We start from the raw sequence: 18766 nt of genomic DNA on the forward strand, positions 1-18766 counted from the left end.
CAACTAATCTTCGTGACGCTAGGCGGACTGGCGCTGTGGCTGGGACTGGGTTACTACGGTTTGATCTTCGCTACCATGATCGGTGTGGCAGTAATGACCGGGCTGGTGGTGCGGGCCTTGTGGCAACTGGGTGCGACACCAGGACGCTGGCGACGCGAGCGCTGGCTGCATCTGTTGCGAGCAGCTTTTCCGTTTGGGGTGATTGGCCTGACGTTAGGGCTTTCGTACCGATTCGATACGGTCGTTCTCAACATCAGCTTCGGTGATAGTGCCACCGGTTATTACAACGCAGCATACAACCTGATCTTCTCGCTGGTTACCCTCTCGAATGTCTTGAATACTGCCCTCTATCCCTCATTGTCGCGTCAGGCCAAAATAGATCCGGCACACCTCCCGCGCATCTACGAACGGATTATGAGCTACCTCCTGATGGTGGCACTGCCTGTCACCGTCGGGGGATTTATTCTGGCCAAGCCACTAACGCTCTTTCTTTTTGGTGAGCAGTATACGGCAAGCATACCCTTACTGGCACTATTGATCTGGACATTACCGCTGATGTTTCTGACCGAATTTCTCGGCTACGTGGTAGTGATCGCCGACCGCGAAGCACTGGTGGCACGTTCGATCATGATCAGCAGCGGAGTTAATGTTATCGCAAACCTTATCTTTACTTCGCGTTATGGCGCAGTCGCCGCAGCAATCATTACCGTTATCACCGAAGCAGTCCTGGCGGTGCAATATATCTGGCTCTTGCGTGATCAATTGCGTCGTATGCGCTGGCAGGCGCTGTATCGTACCGCCATCGCTGTGGGTGTGATGGCGAGCGTTGTGTATTTGGTACGTGAATGGCCGGTATGGCTAGTCATTGGGAGTGGCGGTATCCTCTACGGCGGGCTATTGGTTGGTCTGCGAATCATTGGGGCAGAAGAAGTATCGTTTGTGCGCAATCTGATCTTGACGCGGCGCTAAGGAGAGCTTGTAATGAGAATCCTGCTGGCAGTTCATCATTTTCCGCCGCGATATAGCGCTGGTGCTGAATTGTATGTGATGCGGCTGGCACGTGCACTCTTGCGGCACGGTCATCAAGCCGAAGTTGTTTGTGTTGAGACAATCGATGTAACGAAACCATTCGGTGTCGATGTCGCACTTGATCAATACGCAGGGATACCAGTCTGGCGCTTACATCTCGGCTTGCAAGATGCACCAGCGCAGTGGAGTTACGATAATCTGGCTATTGCCGCCTGGTTCGCACAGCGGGTACAGATCTTTCAACCCGACATTGTGCATTTGCATAGTGGTTATTTGATCGGGATTGGTGCACTCAGGGCAGCTTACGCTCAGGGCATCCCTACGGTTGTTACCCTCCACGACTACTGGTTTCTCTGCCCACGGATTACCTTGCTGCGCGGAGATGGTTCACTATGCCCGCAGCCACCTGCTGATCCCGCAGAATGTGCCTGGTGTCTCCACTTAGATCAACGGAGTTACCGTTGGCCGGCTCGGTTCAGCGCCGGTCTGGCAGGGAAGGTCTGGATCGCTCTTGCGGGGCAGACAGAGCGTACTAGGCAACAGGCACGACGCGACACATTACGCGCAGCATTGGCCCAGGCCGATCTCGTTATTTCACCCTCACAGTTTTTAGCCAATCTGTTTAAGGAATGGCATATACCGGTTCAGACCATTCGCCTGGGCCTACCGCACGAATCATTCGCCAGCATCCCACCAGTGCAGGCAGGATCAACGATACGGTTGGGGTATATTGGCCAAATTGCGCCTCATAAAGGTATCCATCTTCTGATCAGGGCACTCAAACGTTTGCCACCCAATGGGAAACCCATCGAATTGAGAATATTCGGGAATCTCGATCAGCATCCGGCATATACCCGCAGCTTGCACCATCTGATCGGCGGGGATACCCGTATCCATCTGGCCGGCAAGTTTAGTCACGATCAGTTGCCCAATGTGTTAGAACAGATAGATGTCTTAGTGGTGCCATCGATCTGGTACGAGAACAGCCCAATCGTCGTTCTTGAAGCACGTGCTGCCGGTCGTCCGGTGATTGCCTCACGATCAGGTGGATTGGTCGAACTCGTGCAGGATGAGGTAGACGGGCTACTGTTCACCACAGGCGACAGCCGTGATCTGGCGCGCCAATTACAACGACTGCGGACTGAAGCCGGTTTATTGGAACGACTGCGTGATGGTATTCAACCACCACCATTGCTTGATGAGGAAATGCAGATCATCTTCCAACACTACACTGCCCTGGTCGAGCGTCGTACCGCATCACGAGGAATTGGATGAAACCACGGGTTGCGATTGTTGTCCTGACCTACAACGGTATTCATGACACCCTCGCATGTTTGCAATCACTTGACCGATTGGTCTATCCGGTCGAGCGCTACGATGTGATTGTTGTTGATAATGCCTCGCATGACGAGACACCGATAAAAGTACGGACAGCATTTCCACGCACAATTGTGATTGAAAATAATGCGAATCTGGGCTTTGCCGCAGGCAACAATGTAGGCTTGCGCTACGCTCAGGCACACGGTTATAACTACGTGCTCTTGCTCAACAATGACACTGAAGTGGCCCCTGATATGCTCGACCATCTGGTGAGTGCTGCTGAAACAGACCGGCGAATCGCGGCGGTCGGACCGATCATCTACTATCACGCTGCACCCAGGCGGGTCTGGTCGGCGGGGGGTAACATTGACTGGCGGCATGGAATTTGTCGAATGGCGGGTGAAGAAGAGGACTGCGGGCAATACGAAGCCCGCACGGTCGATTTCATCACCGGCTGCGCTATGCTGATACGTGTCGATGTGCTGCAACGAATTGGTCTATTCGATGAGCGATTTTTTATGTACTTTGAAGAGACGGAATGGTGTGTCAGAGCCAGCCGGGCAGGCTATACGTGCTACTTCACGCCATTAGCCAAAGTCTGGCACAAAATTCCGCTCAATGCCCGCTTTGACCGGGAATATCTCGCTTACTACATGACCCGCAACCGACTCCTCTTTCTGCGGGTGACTGGGGCCAGTTGGCGTACCTGGTTGCATGTGCTTATTGTGCAAGACCTGCGTACCTACCTGAGTCTCTGTCTACGTCCAAAGTGGCGTACCCGCAAAGGACGTGTCGGTATGCGGCTAGCATGGATTGACTTCTGGCGTGGTCGATTTGGATCAGCGCCGGTACTGGCAGATTAACGTGCGCGAGCGCCGAGGGGTGATGCAGGTTGATCAGATGAGTCTATGATTGGCAAATGTGTACCTGGAAAAGCAAGACCTATGCGCATCCTCGTTCTTTCAACCTGGTGGCCTGAACCTGACGACAACGGTTCACGATTACGGGCGATGGCGATTCTCCGTGGATTAGCCGAACGACATCAGCTCCATCTCATCGCATTTAGCCAGGAGCCGACCACAACCATACGAACAACCGAGATCAGTCGTCTGTGTCGTTCGTGGCAGGTATTTGAGCGGCCTGATCGACCGCTCTCCCTCCGTGATCGACTCGGCAGCCTGACGAGCAGCAAACCGGCTTCGGTACGGGTGCGGTGGAGTACCGCCTTTGCCCAGGTCGTGCTGGATGCTGCGAACCGATGGCAACCTGATGTTGTCTTGGCCTTGCAGATCGATGTTGCCCCTTATGCCTGTCTGGTTCCCCAGATACCACGAGTCCTTGAAGAGCTAGAACTGGCTGCCATCCTAGAGGATTACCGCAACAAGCACGGGTTACACCGATTACGCAGCCTCTTGACTGCGATACAGCATCGGCGCTATATTGCGACAATCCTTCCCCACTTTGCCACTGTTACGACGGTTTCTGAAAAAGAGGCAGACCTGGTACGGCAGATTACCGGCCCACGAACCCCGCCGCTGGTTGTTATTCCTAATGGGATCGATGGTAAGACCTGTACTGCCTACACGTATTGTCCCGAACCCGACACCCTCATCTACCCTGGTGCACTCTCGTATAGCGCCAATCTTGATGCGGTTAGCTACTTTCTCTATCGTATCTGGCCCCTGATCCGCGCACACCATCCAATGGCACGTTTCCGAATCACCGGTAAGGTAACTGCCGAACAGCAGGCATTACTTCCAGCAGCAAATGGTGTTGAATTTACCGGTTATGTTGATGATATTCGAGCTGTGATCTCACGCCATGCCGTTGAGGTTTGCCCCATTCGGGAAGGCGGAGGAACCCGGCTCAAGATTCTGGAGGCCCTGGCTCTGGGCGTACCGGTCGTCAGTACGAGCAAGGGTGCGGAAGGCCTTATCCTCAACAACGGTGAGCATTTACTGCTGGCGAACACTCCGATGGATTTTGCCCTTGCTACCAGCCGCCTGCTCAGTGATCCACCTCTCGCTCGCCGCCTTGGCGAAGCTGGACGACAAGCCGTGCTGGCCCGTTACGACTGGCGGGTGATCATCCCTCGTTTAGAGGAAGTTTTGACAGAGGTTACCAAACAAAGGACGAGACGCTATGACCTGGCCGAAGCCTGACGTTAGTATCATTATTGTCAATTGGAACACACGTCAACTGCTGCTTAACTGCCTTGCAGCGCTACCGGCAGCGACCAAAGGTCTGGAAACCGAAATCTGGGTTGTCGATAACGGTTCACGCGATGGCAGCGTGGATGCTGTCCAACGATACTTCCCGGATGTATTCATCATTGCCAACCCTGATAATCGAGGCTTTGCCACTGCCAACAACCAGGCTATCCGGGCCAGTAGTGGACGCTACGTTATGTTGCTAAACAGTGATACGATTGCCCAACCCGAATCGATCAGTCGTCTGGTTCATTTCCTCGACACCCACCCCATAGTTGGTGTTGTTGGGCCAAAACTCCTCAACGCCGATGGCTCATTGCAACCATCGTGGGCCTGTTTCCCAAACCTGCTGACCGAACTAACCGGGAAAAAGATACGCTGGCGGCGTCGGTATCCAACCCTTGACGGTTCACCGGCTTATGAAACCGACTGGTTAGATGGCGCAGCGCTACTCTTGCGGCGTGAAGTATTGACGCACGTTGGACTACTTGACGAAGCATATTTTATGTATACTGAAGAAGTTGACTGGTGCTACCGGATCAAGCGCGCCGGCTGGCCGATCTGCTATCTGCCTGCTGCCAGCATTATCCACTTTGGCGGGCAAAGCAGTAAACAGGCTGCAACCCGTATGAAGGCAGAGCTTTACTTTAGTAAATTGCGTTTCTTCGCCAAACACTACGGCCAGGGAACTGCACGCTTGCTCGGATACGGACTCCAGACGATTTTTCTGATTAAAGCGGCCATCGGGAGTATCGTGATTGCCTGGAACGGTGGACACCATCCGGTTGGGGAACAATTTGTGCGTGATGGCGGCTTGCTCTGGGCGGCCATTGGCCGCAAACTGAAACAGCCAGTGTTAGCCGAAACATTTTAGGATACGGCGATGCAATCGTTCTTGCGCCATATCGAGACACCTCATTGGATCGAGCGCCTGCCACGACCACTTGTGTTAGGGGGCTTCCTTAGCGGATTGCTCGTCTACAGCACGCTGATCGGGATCATGTTTGGCACCAATCGCCAACTGATCGGATTGGCACTCCTTGCCTTGCCAGTGGTAATCGTCGGGTTCACCCTCCTCCTGTATCGGTTTGAGTGGTTTGTGCTGATCTTACCCCTCACCGGGCTGGCAATGCGTCCACTGGCAGTTCCAGCCGGTAATGGGAGTGAATTACCGATCAGTATGCTCTTAACGCTGGCCCTGAGTGGGGGCTGGATTTTGAGCATGATCACACGACGGACATGGCAACTGGCTCCATCTCCACTCAACAAGCCGCTATTGGCGATGATGGCGATCTGTATTTTCTCCGTGCCATGGGGTCTGCTCTGGGCCGATCCGATTGTTGACTGGTGGATTATGGGCAATTTTCGCCTTGCCCAGATTGCTTCACTTCTCTCATTTTTGGGATTGTTAAGCATCCCCTTGCTCGTTGGGCGTTTCATTCAGCATGAATGGCAGATCAAGGTCTACCTGGGCATGTTTATTGTATGCGGCTTGCTCATGACAGCAGCGCAAACCTTTGGGATTGATCACGTTATCCTGGTCGATATGGGGTTATGGGGTCTCTGGTTTGCGCTGCCACTGGCTGGAATCACCTATTTGCAACCAGGAATACACTGGCGTTGGAAATTGATCGGTACCATAATCCTCTGCTGGCATCTCTGGTTGGCAGCTTTGCGGAACTCGCTCTGGATCTCGGGCTGGCTGCCAACAATTGTTGGCTTGTTCATCATGGCTTTTCTTACCTCACGTCGTATCTTTTTCATCCTGTTACTCGCATTTGCTCTCAATCTAGCGGTAGGTCCGGGTAGATATTACGTGGAACAGGTTATTAACGATAATGTAGAAGAAGGTGGTTTAGATCGTCTCGAAATCTGGGCGCGTAATCTTTGGGTGGTACGCCATCACTGGCTCTTTGGCACAGGAGTCGGTGGGTATGCAATCTACAACATGACCTACTTCCGCTATGATGCTCGTTCGACACATAACAACTACTTCGATATCCTGGCTCAATTTGGGGTAGTCGGTTCGGGAATCTGGCTGTGGTTTGCGATAGTAAGTCTGTATTACGGCTGGCAAACCATTTGGATGGCACCGGTCGGTATCCTACGCACAACGGCGATTGTCGCAACGAGTGGCTGGGCAGCCGCACAGTTCTCGATGATGCTGGGTGACTGGGTATTACCTTTTCTCTACAACCAGGGGGTGCCTGGCTATAGATACACCATGTACAGTTGGATCTTTGTTGGTTTGCTAATCAGTATCCGACAAATGATAAAGAGGCAGACAGAGACATGAAGGCGCGATTCGCCCTCGTTGCAGTTGTAATTGCAATTGCATGCAGTTTTAGCGCTGATCATACTGCACGTGGGCAAGGATTCTGGACACAACCTATCGAACTCTCCCCGCCACAGTACGGCCAGGTACCACTCGATCAGCTTGACCGTCGGTATGGCTGGTCATGGTTGCCCGATATGACCCTCGGCCCAGACGGGAGTGTCCATGTCGTCTGGTATGGTGGTCTCATTGTTGACCAGCGCGAAGGCGGCACAATTGATCTGCTGATGTACCGACGGCGTAATGCGGATGGAAGTTGGGAGCCGGTCAGGGAATTAATGGCGCCAGGCACCGGAGGGTATACGGTGCGAACCAGCATCACCCTGGGACGTGATGGAAATCTCCATCTTCTTTACCGGGCAGGGATCAGAATTGTCTATGCTTATGCGCCCTGGAACGTGGCCCAACAACCAACGACATGGTCAGAACCACGAACTATCAGCGATAGTGGCTATTACGTCGCGTTAGCAGCCGATCTCAACGGCGGCTTACATGCGTTCTGGAGTGACGGGGTAACGGAAAATAACAACCCGGAATGCTTCCAATGCGGAGACCTTTTCTACCGACGTTCAACAGATAATGGTGTTACATGGTCACCTGTTGTTGCTGTTTCGCAAAGCGATTTAGGCGATAATCGCCCCCAAGTATGGGTGGATAACCGCAATCGGATTCATCTCGTCTGGGATGAAGGGGCAGACTGGTATATCGGTCAGGGTCAACCGCACTACGGTGTCTACCGACGTTCTGATGATGGAGGGCTAACATGGACAGCTCCGGTTCGATTCAGTTTACCATCAGCCGTTGTGCAAGTATTACGGCAACAACGCCGACGAACCCCGAACGAAGGAACTGTGCCACCCCTCGAAGCGATCCAACAAACAGCATTGGCAGTCGATAGTGAGGGAAATCCGTTTGTAGTCTATCGTGGTGTGCACAATAATCGGCTGTACTTCCAACGCTCCCTCGATGGTGGTGATACCTGGACACCACCGGTTGAGCTACCTTACGTGCGGGCACGTGATATAAACGACAACAATCTCGACTACTATAGCCTGGCTGCCGATGGCGCGAATAATATCCACCTGTTGATGGTTGGCTTTACGGCGACAGCGACGACTGACACCCCACCAGCGCTTATTCACATCGTATTTGACGGCACCCGCTGGCTACCACCACGCATTATTATGCAAAACCAACTCTATCCCGAATTGCCTCGGTTGGCAATCTACAACGGAAATCAGCTTCATGCAGTCTGGTTTACCCGTTCACGGCTGTTTGAAGGTGATCGACCACAAGACCGACCAATTCATCAAATCTGGTATAGCACTGCCCGACTCAACCTGCCGGCACGGCCAGGAATACCACTCTTTACACCAACCCCGCTTCCCCCAATACCAACTGTAGCAGCAGGGATGGCACCATTACCAACGGCCACACCCGTCGCGTTACCTGAAGAAATACGGAACTCACCAGTGCTGCAAGAACCGATGAACTGGGAATTACGTGGATTATCAACCATCGGTATTGCCCTTGCCGTCAGCATCAGTCTTATCGGCATCATTGGCGGATTGGTCATCTGGATTCGCTCACGACAATATTGATATGACGGAGTATACTATGGCAACTATCCCCTCGGCAGATACAACCAGCACTGCTCAGATTGCAATCCGGCACCCAATGGTGAGTCTGCAAGCCGCTGAATGGCGCTTTTATGGTCTGGTCATCCTCGGCTTGCAGCTTATCATTTGGGCGCCCATCATCTTTGCTTTTGTCACCGCGCCACCTGACCGCCAATTTATGGGCGTTGTCGATGGAGTAGCCGATCACAATCAGTATTTCGCCTGGATGCGGAGCTTCACTCACAGCAACCTGGCCGCCAATCGACTGACACCGGAAGCGAACGAACCGGCCTTCTTTAATCTGCTCTGGTGGGTAACTGCGCGCTTTAGCGTCACAACTGGCGTATCATACATTACTGCTTATACGATACTCCGAATGATCGCTATCCTCACTCTCCTCATCAGCCTGCTATTTTTCCTCAGTCTGATCAATGATCGGCCTCGGCAACGTCAGATCGCCTTCTGGCTGATTGTGACGAGTGGCGGGCTAGGCGTGATCTGGATATTTGTCAAATATGCGGTCGGCTTACCAGAGGCTCCCTTTCCGATCAGCATCTATACTGCCGAACCCAACACATTGATGATCATGCAAGCCTTTCCACATTTTACGATGGCACTGGCATTGATCATCATAATTTTCAGCTTGATGCTCATGGCCTGGCGGAACAAACAATCCCGGTACGCTGTTGCTGCTGGCTTTGTTGGCGCTATCCTGGCCCTTCAACACGCCTACGATCTGCTCATCATCTATAGTGCGCTAGGATTGTTCGGACTCCTCATCTGGTGGCGTGATCGGCGTTTTCCGACATTACTGTTTCGGTACGGTGTCATCCTGGTACTGTTCTCAGCACCCGGCGCCCTCTACCTGGCCTTTCTGGTCACAAATGAACCAACATGGGGGCGTAAGCTCGAACAGTTTGATAATGCCGGCGTGTTTACACCCAATCCGATCCTGCTCCTCATTTTGCTGGGTGTCCCCCTCTTGCTAGCGGTAGCCGGGCTACGGCGCGAGATGTTTCGTAGTGCCGATGATCGACAAATCTTTCTGGTATCGTGGTTCGTGATACACTTCGGCTTAATGTATCTACCACTCAAATTTCAGATTCACATGCTGCTCGGCCTGCAAGTACCGATGATGATCCTGGCAGCCATCGCCATTGACGAACGTCTGATACCGGCGTTACGTCAACGCGGTCGTTGGGCACTGTACACAGGTCTCATTGCCGTCTTCGGATTAAGTATCATTACCAGCATCTACATCCAGGGATGGCGCTTCGTCTACCTGTCACGCTACGAACAACCACTGTACCTGACCAATGACGAAATAGCAGCTTTGCAATGGCTCCAATCGCAGGCAACCGCCGAAGACGTAGTACTGGCCGACATCGAGTTTGGACAGTTTGTACCTGTCTGGAGTGATGCTCGTGCTTACGTCGCCCACTGGGCAGGGACACTTGACTTCTTCACCAAGCGCGAAAACTCGCGAATTGTGCTCGATCCGGGCACCCCTGCTGATAAACGTCGTCAATTGCTTGCAGAATTTCATGTCTCGTATGTGGTGATGCGTGATCGCGATGGTGATCGGGTCGCGTTTGGCAGGCAGAGTGCTAGCGATTTAGAGCCGGTATATGAAAACGCAACCGTATCGATCTACCGTTTCAGGTCAAGATAAATAGGCTACATCGGTTCGCTTTCTGACCTCTGATGAGGATGGCACGAGTTAAGTTGAGGATCGTTGTGGAGAGAAAGACATCTGCAAGACGTTTTACGAACAATTTCTCAGGCATTACAAGAAACATCATAGGATTAAATCACTATTTCACATTTTTCAAGCGATACAAACAATATGAATCGTTCTGAAAAACAGGCTCATAGTCACGGTGCAAGACATGATCAGGTATCATTTCAACATTACGATTTTCTGAGCCGTCGAGAAAGTACGCAGCATTCAAGTCATTCATATCTGTAAAATGCGTGATTGGCAAGAATCGCTTCGATTGTTCAGCAATCTTCGCTTCATAATACTCATCAGGAATCGGGATATATGTTCGCGAGCTGTAGAACGATACCTCCCATTGACTGGATACGATTCTGGTATGATGCGGAATATTGTCATCGATATAAGTAGCCATATTCGGCGCATCATTATTGAGTTGTTCGGCCAACCGGCGAACAGTATTTTGTGCCGGCCATAACACCACAATAAATAGAACCATTCCTACGCACATAAGGTATACAATACGCTGAAATACACTCTTTGCATCGATCATGATATACCATTGCTTCGCAATATCGCTGAGCACAACTGACAACAGCACCCCACCGATGGCCCAAATAGGATACGCATAACGTGGCCATCCTATCGAAAATATCGTATACCAGACTGACCAGATGAAGAGGGAGAAGGGAAGCATTAAATGAGCTAGTTTTGGCTCGTGTTGACGAAGGAATGCGACATATAAAGCGGCTGGAATTGCAATTAATACACCACTATCATAGAGAAACTTAACATTGTTTACGCTAATATCTGGCGAAAGAACAACGATTCGGCTCAGTGACAAATGGAAAATATTATGCTGATGACCAGATTCATACGGTAAACTAACCGTATATTGCCATAATGACCATCCACCAAGTGCTATCAGACACATTATAACTGGCAATCCTATATGACGCACACGAATAACGCCGCCATGCCAACGATCATATATGAAAACGGCGATCATTGTGGTCATAATGAGCGGTGCAAAGAGATCCTTGGCCAATACCGCAAGCGCAAAGATGAGACTCGCACCCGACAAACGTTGCGAACGTTGTTCCACAGCGTGCCCCCACTGCCAACATCCCGCAATGAACAGCACCAGCGCCGGCAGCTCACCATACACCCAGCGCCCCATCGTGACACTGTTGAGCCACGGCGGGCCAAAGAATAGAAATAAAGCGACAGCTAGGATTGCTACTAGCATTCCGTACCACTCATTAATAGCTCGATAAATAATGAATATACCCAGGACTAGAAATATGCCAATCACCCAGCGCGCCAAACCTAGCGAAGGACCAAAGAGCTTGAACACAAGAATGATTGGTCCCAGGATAAGTAACCCGGTCGAGTCGCGCCAGTATGCCCGGTAGCCATCTTGCGTTGCCAGCGCCCACGTGCCGTGTTCGGCAACCTGTTTCGCAAAATAGAGATGAAACCCTTCATCAAGCGCGGTAAAAGCCGGATAACCCTCGATGTTGTATCCGACCAGGAGAACACCCAGGAGTAGGAGCAGTAGTTCTATGAAGATATGAGCATAAAAATATCGTTTCATATTTAAAAATTGATACAAAAAGATTTAACAGCCATAAATTGTATAATTTAGAACAATTAATTTATTATTATTTAATCAACCGATTGATCATGAAAATATCACAAAATAATAGATTGTCAATAGTAATATATAATACTTTTCAATATATTCTTGGGATAGCACTTATGACTAATAAGTACTAATGTCCTATCCCACTATACACCGACGACACTCTATAATTAGGAGCAAGATCACTTCCCACCCCTCCGTTCTCCCCGCGATCGCTGATGACTGGTTCTGTAATGAAGGGAGCAAATATGAAAACGATGGTCGTCTTCATTGCAACCGTTAGTGTGCTCACTTTAACAGTAGTGTTCATAACGAGTCTTCACCCGCTCAATCTGAGCCATTCCGCACCCCAACCATCGCTCGTAGCCTCGACCATTTCACCGGTCCAACACCAATCGAAAGTCTATTTACCATTTATTGTCAACTCACCACGAACAGTTGGCTGGTATCAACTGGCCGCTAATCCGCAGCGTACTGGTTACACACCAATACGGGTTGAGGGACCATTCCGGTTTCGTTGGATCTGGAATGGTCCGGCGGGTGGTGGTAATGCAGGTCCCGCGGTTGATCACCTCGATTTACCTAAAGCTGTGCAACCGGTTATCGGTGAAGGGTTCGTGTTCGTTGGTCATAGCGATGGTATTGTTCGGGCTATTCGGGTCGATAATGGCACCCTGGCCTGGAGTCGATCGGTAGGGGGAAAGGTTTTAGGAACGGTAGCCTACCATCCCGGCTTACGACGTATCTTTGTTGGATCAACCAATGGTCGCATCTACAGTCTGAGGGCGAGTGACGGTACCATCATGAATTCGTATGATATTGGCGGCCCGATCGAGATGTCGCCCCTGCTGGTCGATGATGTTATCTACGTTGGCTCGATCATCGATAAGGGGCGCAATAACGGCGAAGGTACCAGTGGGCGGCTGGTTTCCCTCAATGCAACCGATCTAAGTCTTCGCTGGTCATTCAACCCAGGCGCTGGCATTCTTGCCTCACCAGCGTACACGGCTCGGAATGGCGGAATGATCATCATTGCCACCGAGGATAAGACGGTACGTGCTATTCGTGTCAGTGATGGCAGCCAAGTCTGGCGCAGATCAGTCAATGCCGGACGCGACCCACAACGGCAATGGACGGCATTTCCTGATACGTACCCGGCAGTTGCCGAGACACAGGGAGTAGTGATTATTCGTTCGTACTTTCTGTGGCAGCGTACCTGGGCGCCAGATCGCGATCAAACTGACACGCTCGAAGAAATCCGCGCCTTCTTGACCCAGCAACCAGAATATCAATCGTTTTTCGTCCTCGATCTGGCAACCGGTCAACCGCGCTACGTAGCGCCAGTGCTTGGCGGCGGGATTGGTAACAATGATGATTACTACTCAACACCCCCGCAAGCCGTCATTCGACAGCTTGATGACGGGAGCGAGGTAGCCTATGTAACATGGCGGAGTAGCCAGGCATGCCTCTCGCCAACGAATTGTGACAGCCGTGAAGAGGGCGCTGTGGGCGAGATGGACCTCAGTACGGGCAATATCCGCTTTATCGATGTGGATAAAAATGGCTGGCAATGGCGGATGCCGGTCGACGAATTAGGTTCAATGACGATGGCAGGTGATGCACTTTTTTACTCTCACTGGATGGCTATGGCTGGAGTGAAGATCACCGATCGTTCACCGAGTCGTGGAGATAGTGCGAGCAATCCAATTCTCACCACGAAACTGGTCGGTGTGACCAATACGCTTATGCCTGGCACATGCGATCAACTAAATAGCGCTCAACATTATTGTGGAACAAGACACGAAGACCCAGGTCGTGGCTACCTGCTCGATCCAGGATTCTACATCTACTTCTACACGACGCAAGTTTACGACTTGTTTTTCACCCCACCGGTATTCGGACCGGCGATTGATGAGAACGGCGTTCTCTATTGGAAGAGTGTTGATGGCGCAATTATTGCACTTGCTCCGCAACGGGCTACCCTGCCATAGACTGGCAATAAGCCTGATCATGTTCCTGGTTATGGGTTGTGCCGTATCGCACCAACCGGAAGCACGACCTACACCGGCGCTCGATCCGATCAGTGCCGAACGACGCGAAGTGCGCTTTACGGCTGATGATGGCACCACCCTGGCCGGTGAGTTGACCCTGCCACGCAATCAGGAACGTCCGGCGCTGGTTGTGATCATTCATCACTCAGGACCGGTCGACCGTGATGCCTACGGTTATCTGGCCGAATTGCTGGTAGCCGACGGCTATGCTGTTTTCCGTTTCGATAAACGTGGCACCGGCGCTAGCACCGGTACATATGGTTGTTGTGAAGCGACTGATGCGCTGGCCGCTTATCGTACTGCCGTCGATCAGGCTGGCATTGACCCCCAACGAGTATTCATCGTTGCGCAGAGTATCGGTACGCGGTATGTCGCTGAATTATTCGCCGAATATGTTGCGGCAACTCCACCTTGCGGCGTGGCCCTGCTTTCAAATTTGCTAGGACCAGAAGAGATCCCTGCGATTGCAGCACCCGTGCATGTGATCGTTGCCGACAGTGAACCGGAGTTGCAGCGGATTGGTCCAGGCGCAGTGGCTGCCCATAACGCTCACTGGTCATACGGAGCCAGTCTCTACGTCGCTGAAGGAGCCGAGCATACGCTGTTCGACATCCGGGATGGTCCAATTGATTGGAGTGATCCGGACTGGGTTCATCGTTACCATCGCGGTGCAATGGCAAGCCTGATAGAATGGTTGGACGGACGGCAATGCCCGCCAGATGGACCTGGGACACCAGGAGAAGATCGGTCGGGGCGCAGCAGCGCTGCGCGCATGCTATGAGCGGCGTACTTCGCTTTCCTCTCCGCTCGCCTCCTTATCGCTGTTGGGTGGAGTGCGAACGTTGAAAAGCCCTGGCGAGCAGGTGAGAGGACCGAAGCTGCCTCTACCGTGCACGGCCGGGCAGGGGCAAAACGTTGAAAAGCCCCCTTCACCCACCGACTGCCAGTGCCCGTTCGATCAGTCCAGATGCCGGTTGTTCGCGCAACCCAACCTTGACAATCTGATTCGCAATTTCAAGCGCTGCCACACCCGCTTCACCACTAACAACCGGCGCCATACCGTAACGGACTGCATCGCAAAAGCTACGTAGCTCTTCATAAAGAGGTTCACGGCGTGCAATCTTCAAGCGAATGCTTCGCCCTTCACTGACACCAAGCAGGGCCAGCTCCGGCCAGGCCTGCCCCTGACACGAATCGTTCTCGTAAAAGGTCAGGTCTTGAGTTAAGTAGTTAGCAACGAACATGCCCCGTTCACCAATAACACTCAACTCGCGAATCTTCGTCGGTGTGAGCCAGTTGATGTCGAGGATGCCAATGACACCGTTCTCAAACCGGAGCAATACGGAAATAATATCTTCGTGGCTTTGGTGAAGGTGACGGTGTAATTCAACATGCATGCGAACAATTGGCGAGCCGATCAGGTAGTTGAGAATGTCTACTTCATGCGTTGCCAGATCCATAGCTACGCCAACATCTCTAATTCTTCCTGGAAATGGCCCGACCCGACGCGATATAATCTGGAAGAGGTTCCCCAGCTCGTGCTTATCGAGCTGTTCTTTCAGGACAATGATGGCCGGATTAAAGCGTTCGATATGGCCGACAGTGAGAATCACGCCCTGGCGACGCGCCGCTTCAATCAGCAACCAGCCCTGTTCGACGGTAGCAGCAATGGGTTTTTCCACCAGCACATGAATACCGTGCGCAATCGCAGCACTGGCGACGGCAAAGTGATATTTGGTGGGAACTACAACCGAGACCAGATCAAGCTCCTCGCTTGCCATCATATCACGGTAATCGCTATAGATGCGACAACGGTAAATATTAGCCAGACTGGTGGCCGCAGCATAATCGGTATCACAGACGGCAACCAGTTCAACGTCGGGCATGCTCGCATAGACACGGGCATGATTGCGGCCCATACTGCCTACGCCAATAACCGCAGCACGAAGAATGTGGCGTGACATCGCTCCCCTCCCCCTATGGTTAAAACAGTCTCAATATGCTCCTTCCCCCTTCAAGAGGGCCGGAATCGTGCGATAGATAATCAACAGATCAAGCCAGATCGAATAATTGCGGATATAGTGCATGTCAAGTCGGACGCGATCAGCATAGCCAAGGTTGCTACGCCCACTGATTTGCCACAATCCAGTTAAGCCTGGCCGTACCGTGAGGAGATTATGCTGCCAACGGCCAAAATGGTGCATTTCGGCGGCGGTGATCATTCTCGGCCCAACCAGACTCATCTGCCCCAGTAAAACATTGATCAATTGCGGTAATTCATCAATACTGGTGCGCCGCAGAAACTTACCGACACGGGTCACTCGTGGATCATCTTTGAGCTTCCCATGGCGGGCCAGCTCTTCACGTTGGGCTGGAGTTAACCGCTGATCGCCATCAACGTACATCGTGCGGAATTTGAACGCATCAAACTGACGGTATCCAACCCCCATCACGCGCCGCCGGTGAAAGATACTGCCAGGACTATCGAGCCGAATGGCTATTGCGACAATCAGGAAGAGCGGGGCTAACAGAATCAGACCGCACAATGCTCCCAATCTGTCGATAAGCCATTTACCAACAGCGTGAATACCGGTAATGCGCGTTTTATTCAGACTCAACAGGGGTACTGCACCCTGTTCACGAACCTGAACCCCAATGGTGAGCAGGTCGAACAACCCAGGGGCCAGCCGAACTTCGAGGCGATTGAGCACATCCATCGCACCATCAAGATTGATCAGGCGCTCGCGAATCAGGTTTGTATCGGCGATAATGATTGCTTCAATAGCACATTGTTCGACCAGGCGAACAAAATCACCGGTTGTGCCCAATACGCGAAGCCCGGCTCCTCCTACGTCGCTACCTAACGGTAGCCGATCGTCAATAAAGCCGATGATCTGGGCCCCAGCCCGTCGTTCGGTACACAACTGCTCGGCAATGGCTTGTCCTTCTTCGGTTGCACCAATAATCAAGACACGCTCAGTCAGGTAGCCACGTTCACGAAACCGATACACGATGCGCCGAAAGCTAAACCGCCATAGCATGGTCAGACTGAAGCTCAGAAACCAACTCATGATTAGCCAGCCACGGGCAATGACAATGTCGGGGATAAAGAAGGTTAAAGTAACGACTAGAAGCATCCCCTTACTCGACGCATCAAAGATTTGATGATATTCCTGGGTTCCGTTGAATAAGGCCGTATGTTGGTACAAACCATGCAGAGCAAACAGCGCAATCCAGGACGGAACGAGGATGGCGATGAAGGGTGCGTAGAACTCTGGCTGCATAGCACCTTCGACAAAGATCGGGAGATTGGTGAAGAAACGAACAATGTAGGCGAGCACAAAGCTTGTCGCAACCACCAGGGCATCACCCAGGATCAGCGCAGCGAGAAGTGCTATCTTCTGATACTCAATGGTCTGATGACGGGAACGGTCATACGCGACAGGAGTTAGTTCAACGCCGGTTATGCCCATAGCAACCTCAAGAACATAATGATATTGCTGCCGATGGCGTATTCTTCACCAGAGGAAGTATTTGCGTTGCCACAGAACGGGCAAACGCACATACTGATTCGCCATTAGTCAGTTGCGGATAAATCTGACCAGTGTTTGCCAGTAAGAGACCTTCAATGTCACTGGTGATCGGTGGAATACGATCAGTCGCACCGATGGGATGGATTGGTTCAACGTACCGTTCACGACCGATGCGGATGGCAAGAATGTCTTCGTCGCGAATGTCGGGGAACATGTGGCGCAGGTAGCTGAGAAAGACCGTGCGCAGTTCATCATCGGGCATGCGGGCAAACGGGCTGGTTGCGGCGACATATTTGGGCAGGTAGACAAGGTGGTAACCGCCGACATACTGGGGATCGATCAGATTTGTGGTTTCGATGACGCCTGTAAAAGGAATGCGCTCGTCGGTGATATTGAGCGTGTAGTAAGGCGTCAACCGTCGCCGCATCACCAGAAGCATGCAGACAATACCCAGAAAGCCATCGAGCTGACCCCAACGCTCAGAAACCATCGCCGCTTCTGGTGGCAACAGGCGACGGGCAATCGGGGTTTGCGCGGTGATCACAATATTGCTGGCCGAAATCTCTTGAGCATTGACAACCAGACCGGTTACCCGATTGTCTGCTAATCGAAGCGTTTCAACGGTGGCGTTTAACTCGATCTGCCCACCACGCTGCCGAATGGCGACTGCCAGGGCATCGATCAGTTCCTGATAGCCGTTAGGCAGGTAACACATTACCTCTCGACTACCGCCTTTGGTGCGAGTGTCGGTAGTCCGTACCAATCGCGACCAGATATAAGTTGCCGGTACATGACTGAAATCACCATCAAATTTCGCCCGCAGGAGCGGCGCCCAGACATGGCGCACCGTGCGTTCACCGCTGAGGCGGGTTAGCCATTCGGCAACCGGTATCTGTTCGAGGCGCCGCCAGTCTTTGATACGACGGCAGGCAAGAATGGTGTAGGCGAGGCGCAAGCGGTCAATCAGACGCAAGGGCGGGAAACGAAGAAATTCGAGCGGCGTGGACATTGGATAGATGTGGCCATCGTGGTAAAAGCCCATCTTGGTCGCGGTGTAGCGCAGACGCTGGCGTAGTCCTAATTCATCGAACAGGCTCATCAAGGTGCGATCGCTACTCAAGATTGCGTGATAGTAGCGATCACACTCTAGCCCACCAAGTTCAGGGAAACGGGTACGCCCCATCAGACCACCTAGCGTTGATGCGCGTTCCCAAACCCGCACCGGTATGTCGCGTTTCAGCAACTCGTAGGCCAGACTGAGGCCAAGAATGCCGCCGCCGATAATATCAACCATACTCCCCCCCAAT

The 18766-nt window shown here is 52.1% G+C and carries 14 protein-coding genes; 10 read left to right on the forward strand and 4 right to left on the reverse strand.

Annotation, left to right across the window (positions count from 1 at the left end; all coding sequences use genetic code 11):
- From JE47_RS0109250 to JE47_RS0109285, 8 genes are all read left to right on the forward strand, one after another.
- The coding region (locus JE47_RS0109250) for an oligosaccharide flippase family protein (RefSeq protein WP_031459482.1) at nucleotides 1-969 on the forward strand (969 nt) is incomplete at its 5' end.
- A 12-nt stretch (nucleotides 970-981) separates the two neighbouring features.
- Nucleotides 982-2304: a glycosyltransferase family 4 protein gene (locus JE47_RS0109255; RefSeq protein WP_031459483.1), complete on the forward strand. Its 1323-nt coding sequence runs from the start codon at nucleotides 982-984 to the stop codon at nucleotides 2302-2304.
- A complete protein-coding gene (locus tag JE47_RS0109260; RefSeq protein WP_031459484.1) occupies nucleotides 2301-3212 on the forward strand; it encodes a glycosyltransferase family 2 protein in 912 nt (303 codons plus the stop codon). The genes JE47_RS0109255 and JE47_RS0109260 overlap by 4 nt, the downstream gene beginning before the upstream one ends.
- An 81-nt stretch (nucleotides 3213-3293) precedes the next feature.
- Nucleotides 3294-4511 (forward strand): glycosyltransferase family 4 protein, encoded by a 1218-nt coding sequence (locus JE47_RS0109265; RefSeq protein ID WP_031459485.1) that lies wholly within the window; start codon nucleotides 3294-3296, stop codon nucleotides 4509-4511.
- Entirely contained in the window at nucleotides 4492-5433 is a 942-nt protein-coding gene (locus JE47_RS0109270; RefSeq protein ID WP_031459486.1) for a glycosyltransferase family 2 protein, read from the forward strand. Before JE47_RS0109265 ends, JE47_RS0109270 begins: the two co-directional genes overlap by 20 nt.
- Before the next feature lie 9 nt (nucleotides 5434-5442).
- Entirely contained in the window at nucleotides 5443-6855 is a 1413-nt protein-coding gene (locus JE47_RS0109275) for an O-antigen ligase family protein (protein WP_031459487.1), read from the forward strand.
- A complete protein-coding gene (locus tag JE47_RS0109280) occupies nucleotides 6852-8495 on the forward strand; it encodes a sialidase family protein (protein ID WP_031459488.1) in 1644 nt (547 codons plus the stop codon). Before JE47_RS0109275 ends, JE47_RS0109280 begins: the two co-directional genes overlap by 4 nt.
- Before the next feature lie 16 nt (nucleotides 8496-8511).
- The gene (locus JE47_RS0109285) at nucleotides 8512-10185 is read left to right on the forward strand and encodes a hypothetical protein (RefSeq protein WP_031459489.1); all 1674 of its coding nucleotides are present in this window, start codon (nucleotides 8512-8514) and stop codon (nucleotides 10183-10185) included.
- Nucleotides 10186-10327: 142 nt separating this feature from the next.
- Here the strand turns inward: JE47_RS0109285 and JE47_RS0109290 are convergent, their stop codons facing one another.
- Nucleotides 10328-11827 carry an ArnT family glycosyltransferase gene (locus JE47_RS0109290; RefSeq protein WP_031459490.1) on the reverse strand — a complete coding sequence of 500 codons (1500 nt, stop codon included), beginning with the start codon at nucleotides 11825-11827 and terminating at the stop codon, nucleotides 10328-10330.
- 296 nt (nucleotides 11828-12123) lie between these two features.
- Here JE47_RS0109290 and JE47_RS0109295 point away from each other — a divergent pair, with 296 nt between their 5' ends.
- The gene (locus JE47_RS0109295; RefSeq protein ID WP_031459491.1) at nucleotides 12124-13866 is read left to right on the forward strand and encodes an outer membrane protein assembly factor BamB family protein; all 1743 of its coding nucleotides are present in this window, start codon (nucleotides 12124-12126) and stop codon (nucleotides 13864-13866) included.
- The gene (locus tag JE47_RS0109300; protein WP_152556031.1) at nucleotides 13820-14707 is read left to right on the forward strand and encodes an alpha/beta hydrolase; all 888 of its coding nucleotides are present in this window, start codon (nucleotides 13820-13822) and stop codon (nucleotides 14705-14707) included. Before JE47_RS0109295 ends, JE47_RS0109300 begins: the two co-directional genes overlap by 47 nt.
- Nucleotides 14708-14855: 148 nt before the next feature.
- On the opposite strand, the gene JE47_RS0109305 is transcribed toward JE47_RS0109300, so the two are convergent.
- From JE47_RS0109305 to JE47_RS0109315, 3 genes are read right to left on the reverse strand one after another with little or no spacing between them, the layout of a single operon-like run.
- Nucleotides 14856-15890, reverse strand: coding sequence for a Gfo/Idh/MocA family protein (locus JE47_RS0109305; protein WP_031459493.1), 1035 nt, complete (start codon nucleotides 15888-15890; stop codon nucleotides 14856-14858).
- 30 nt (nucleotides 15891-15920) lie between these two features.
- Nucleotides 15921-17399 (reverse strand): sugar transferase, encoded by a 1479-nt coding sequence (locus JE47_RS0109310; RefSeq protein ID WP_031459494.1) that lies wholly within the window; start codon nucleotides 17397-17399, stop codon nucleotides 15921-15923.
- Between the two features lie 7 nt (nucleotides 17400-17406).
- Complete coding sequence (locus JE47_RS0109315; protein ID WP_031459495.1) at nucleotides 17407-18753, reverse strand: NAD(P)/FAD-dependent oxidoreductase; 1347 nt, start codon at nucleotides 18751-18753, stop codon at nucleotides 17407-17409.
- Between the last annotated feature and the right edge of the window lie 13 nt (nucleotides 18754-18766).

Origin of the sequence: Chloroflexus sp. MS-G (genome assembly GCF_000735195.1) — a bacterium.
Lineage (GTDB): Bacteria > Chloroflexota > Chloroflexia > Chloroflexales > Chloroflexaceae > Chloroflexus.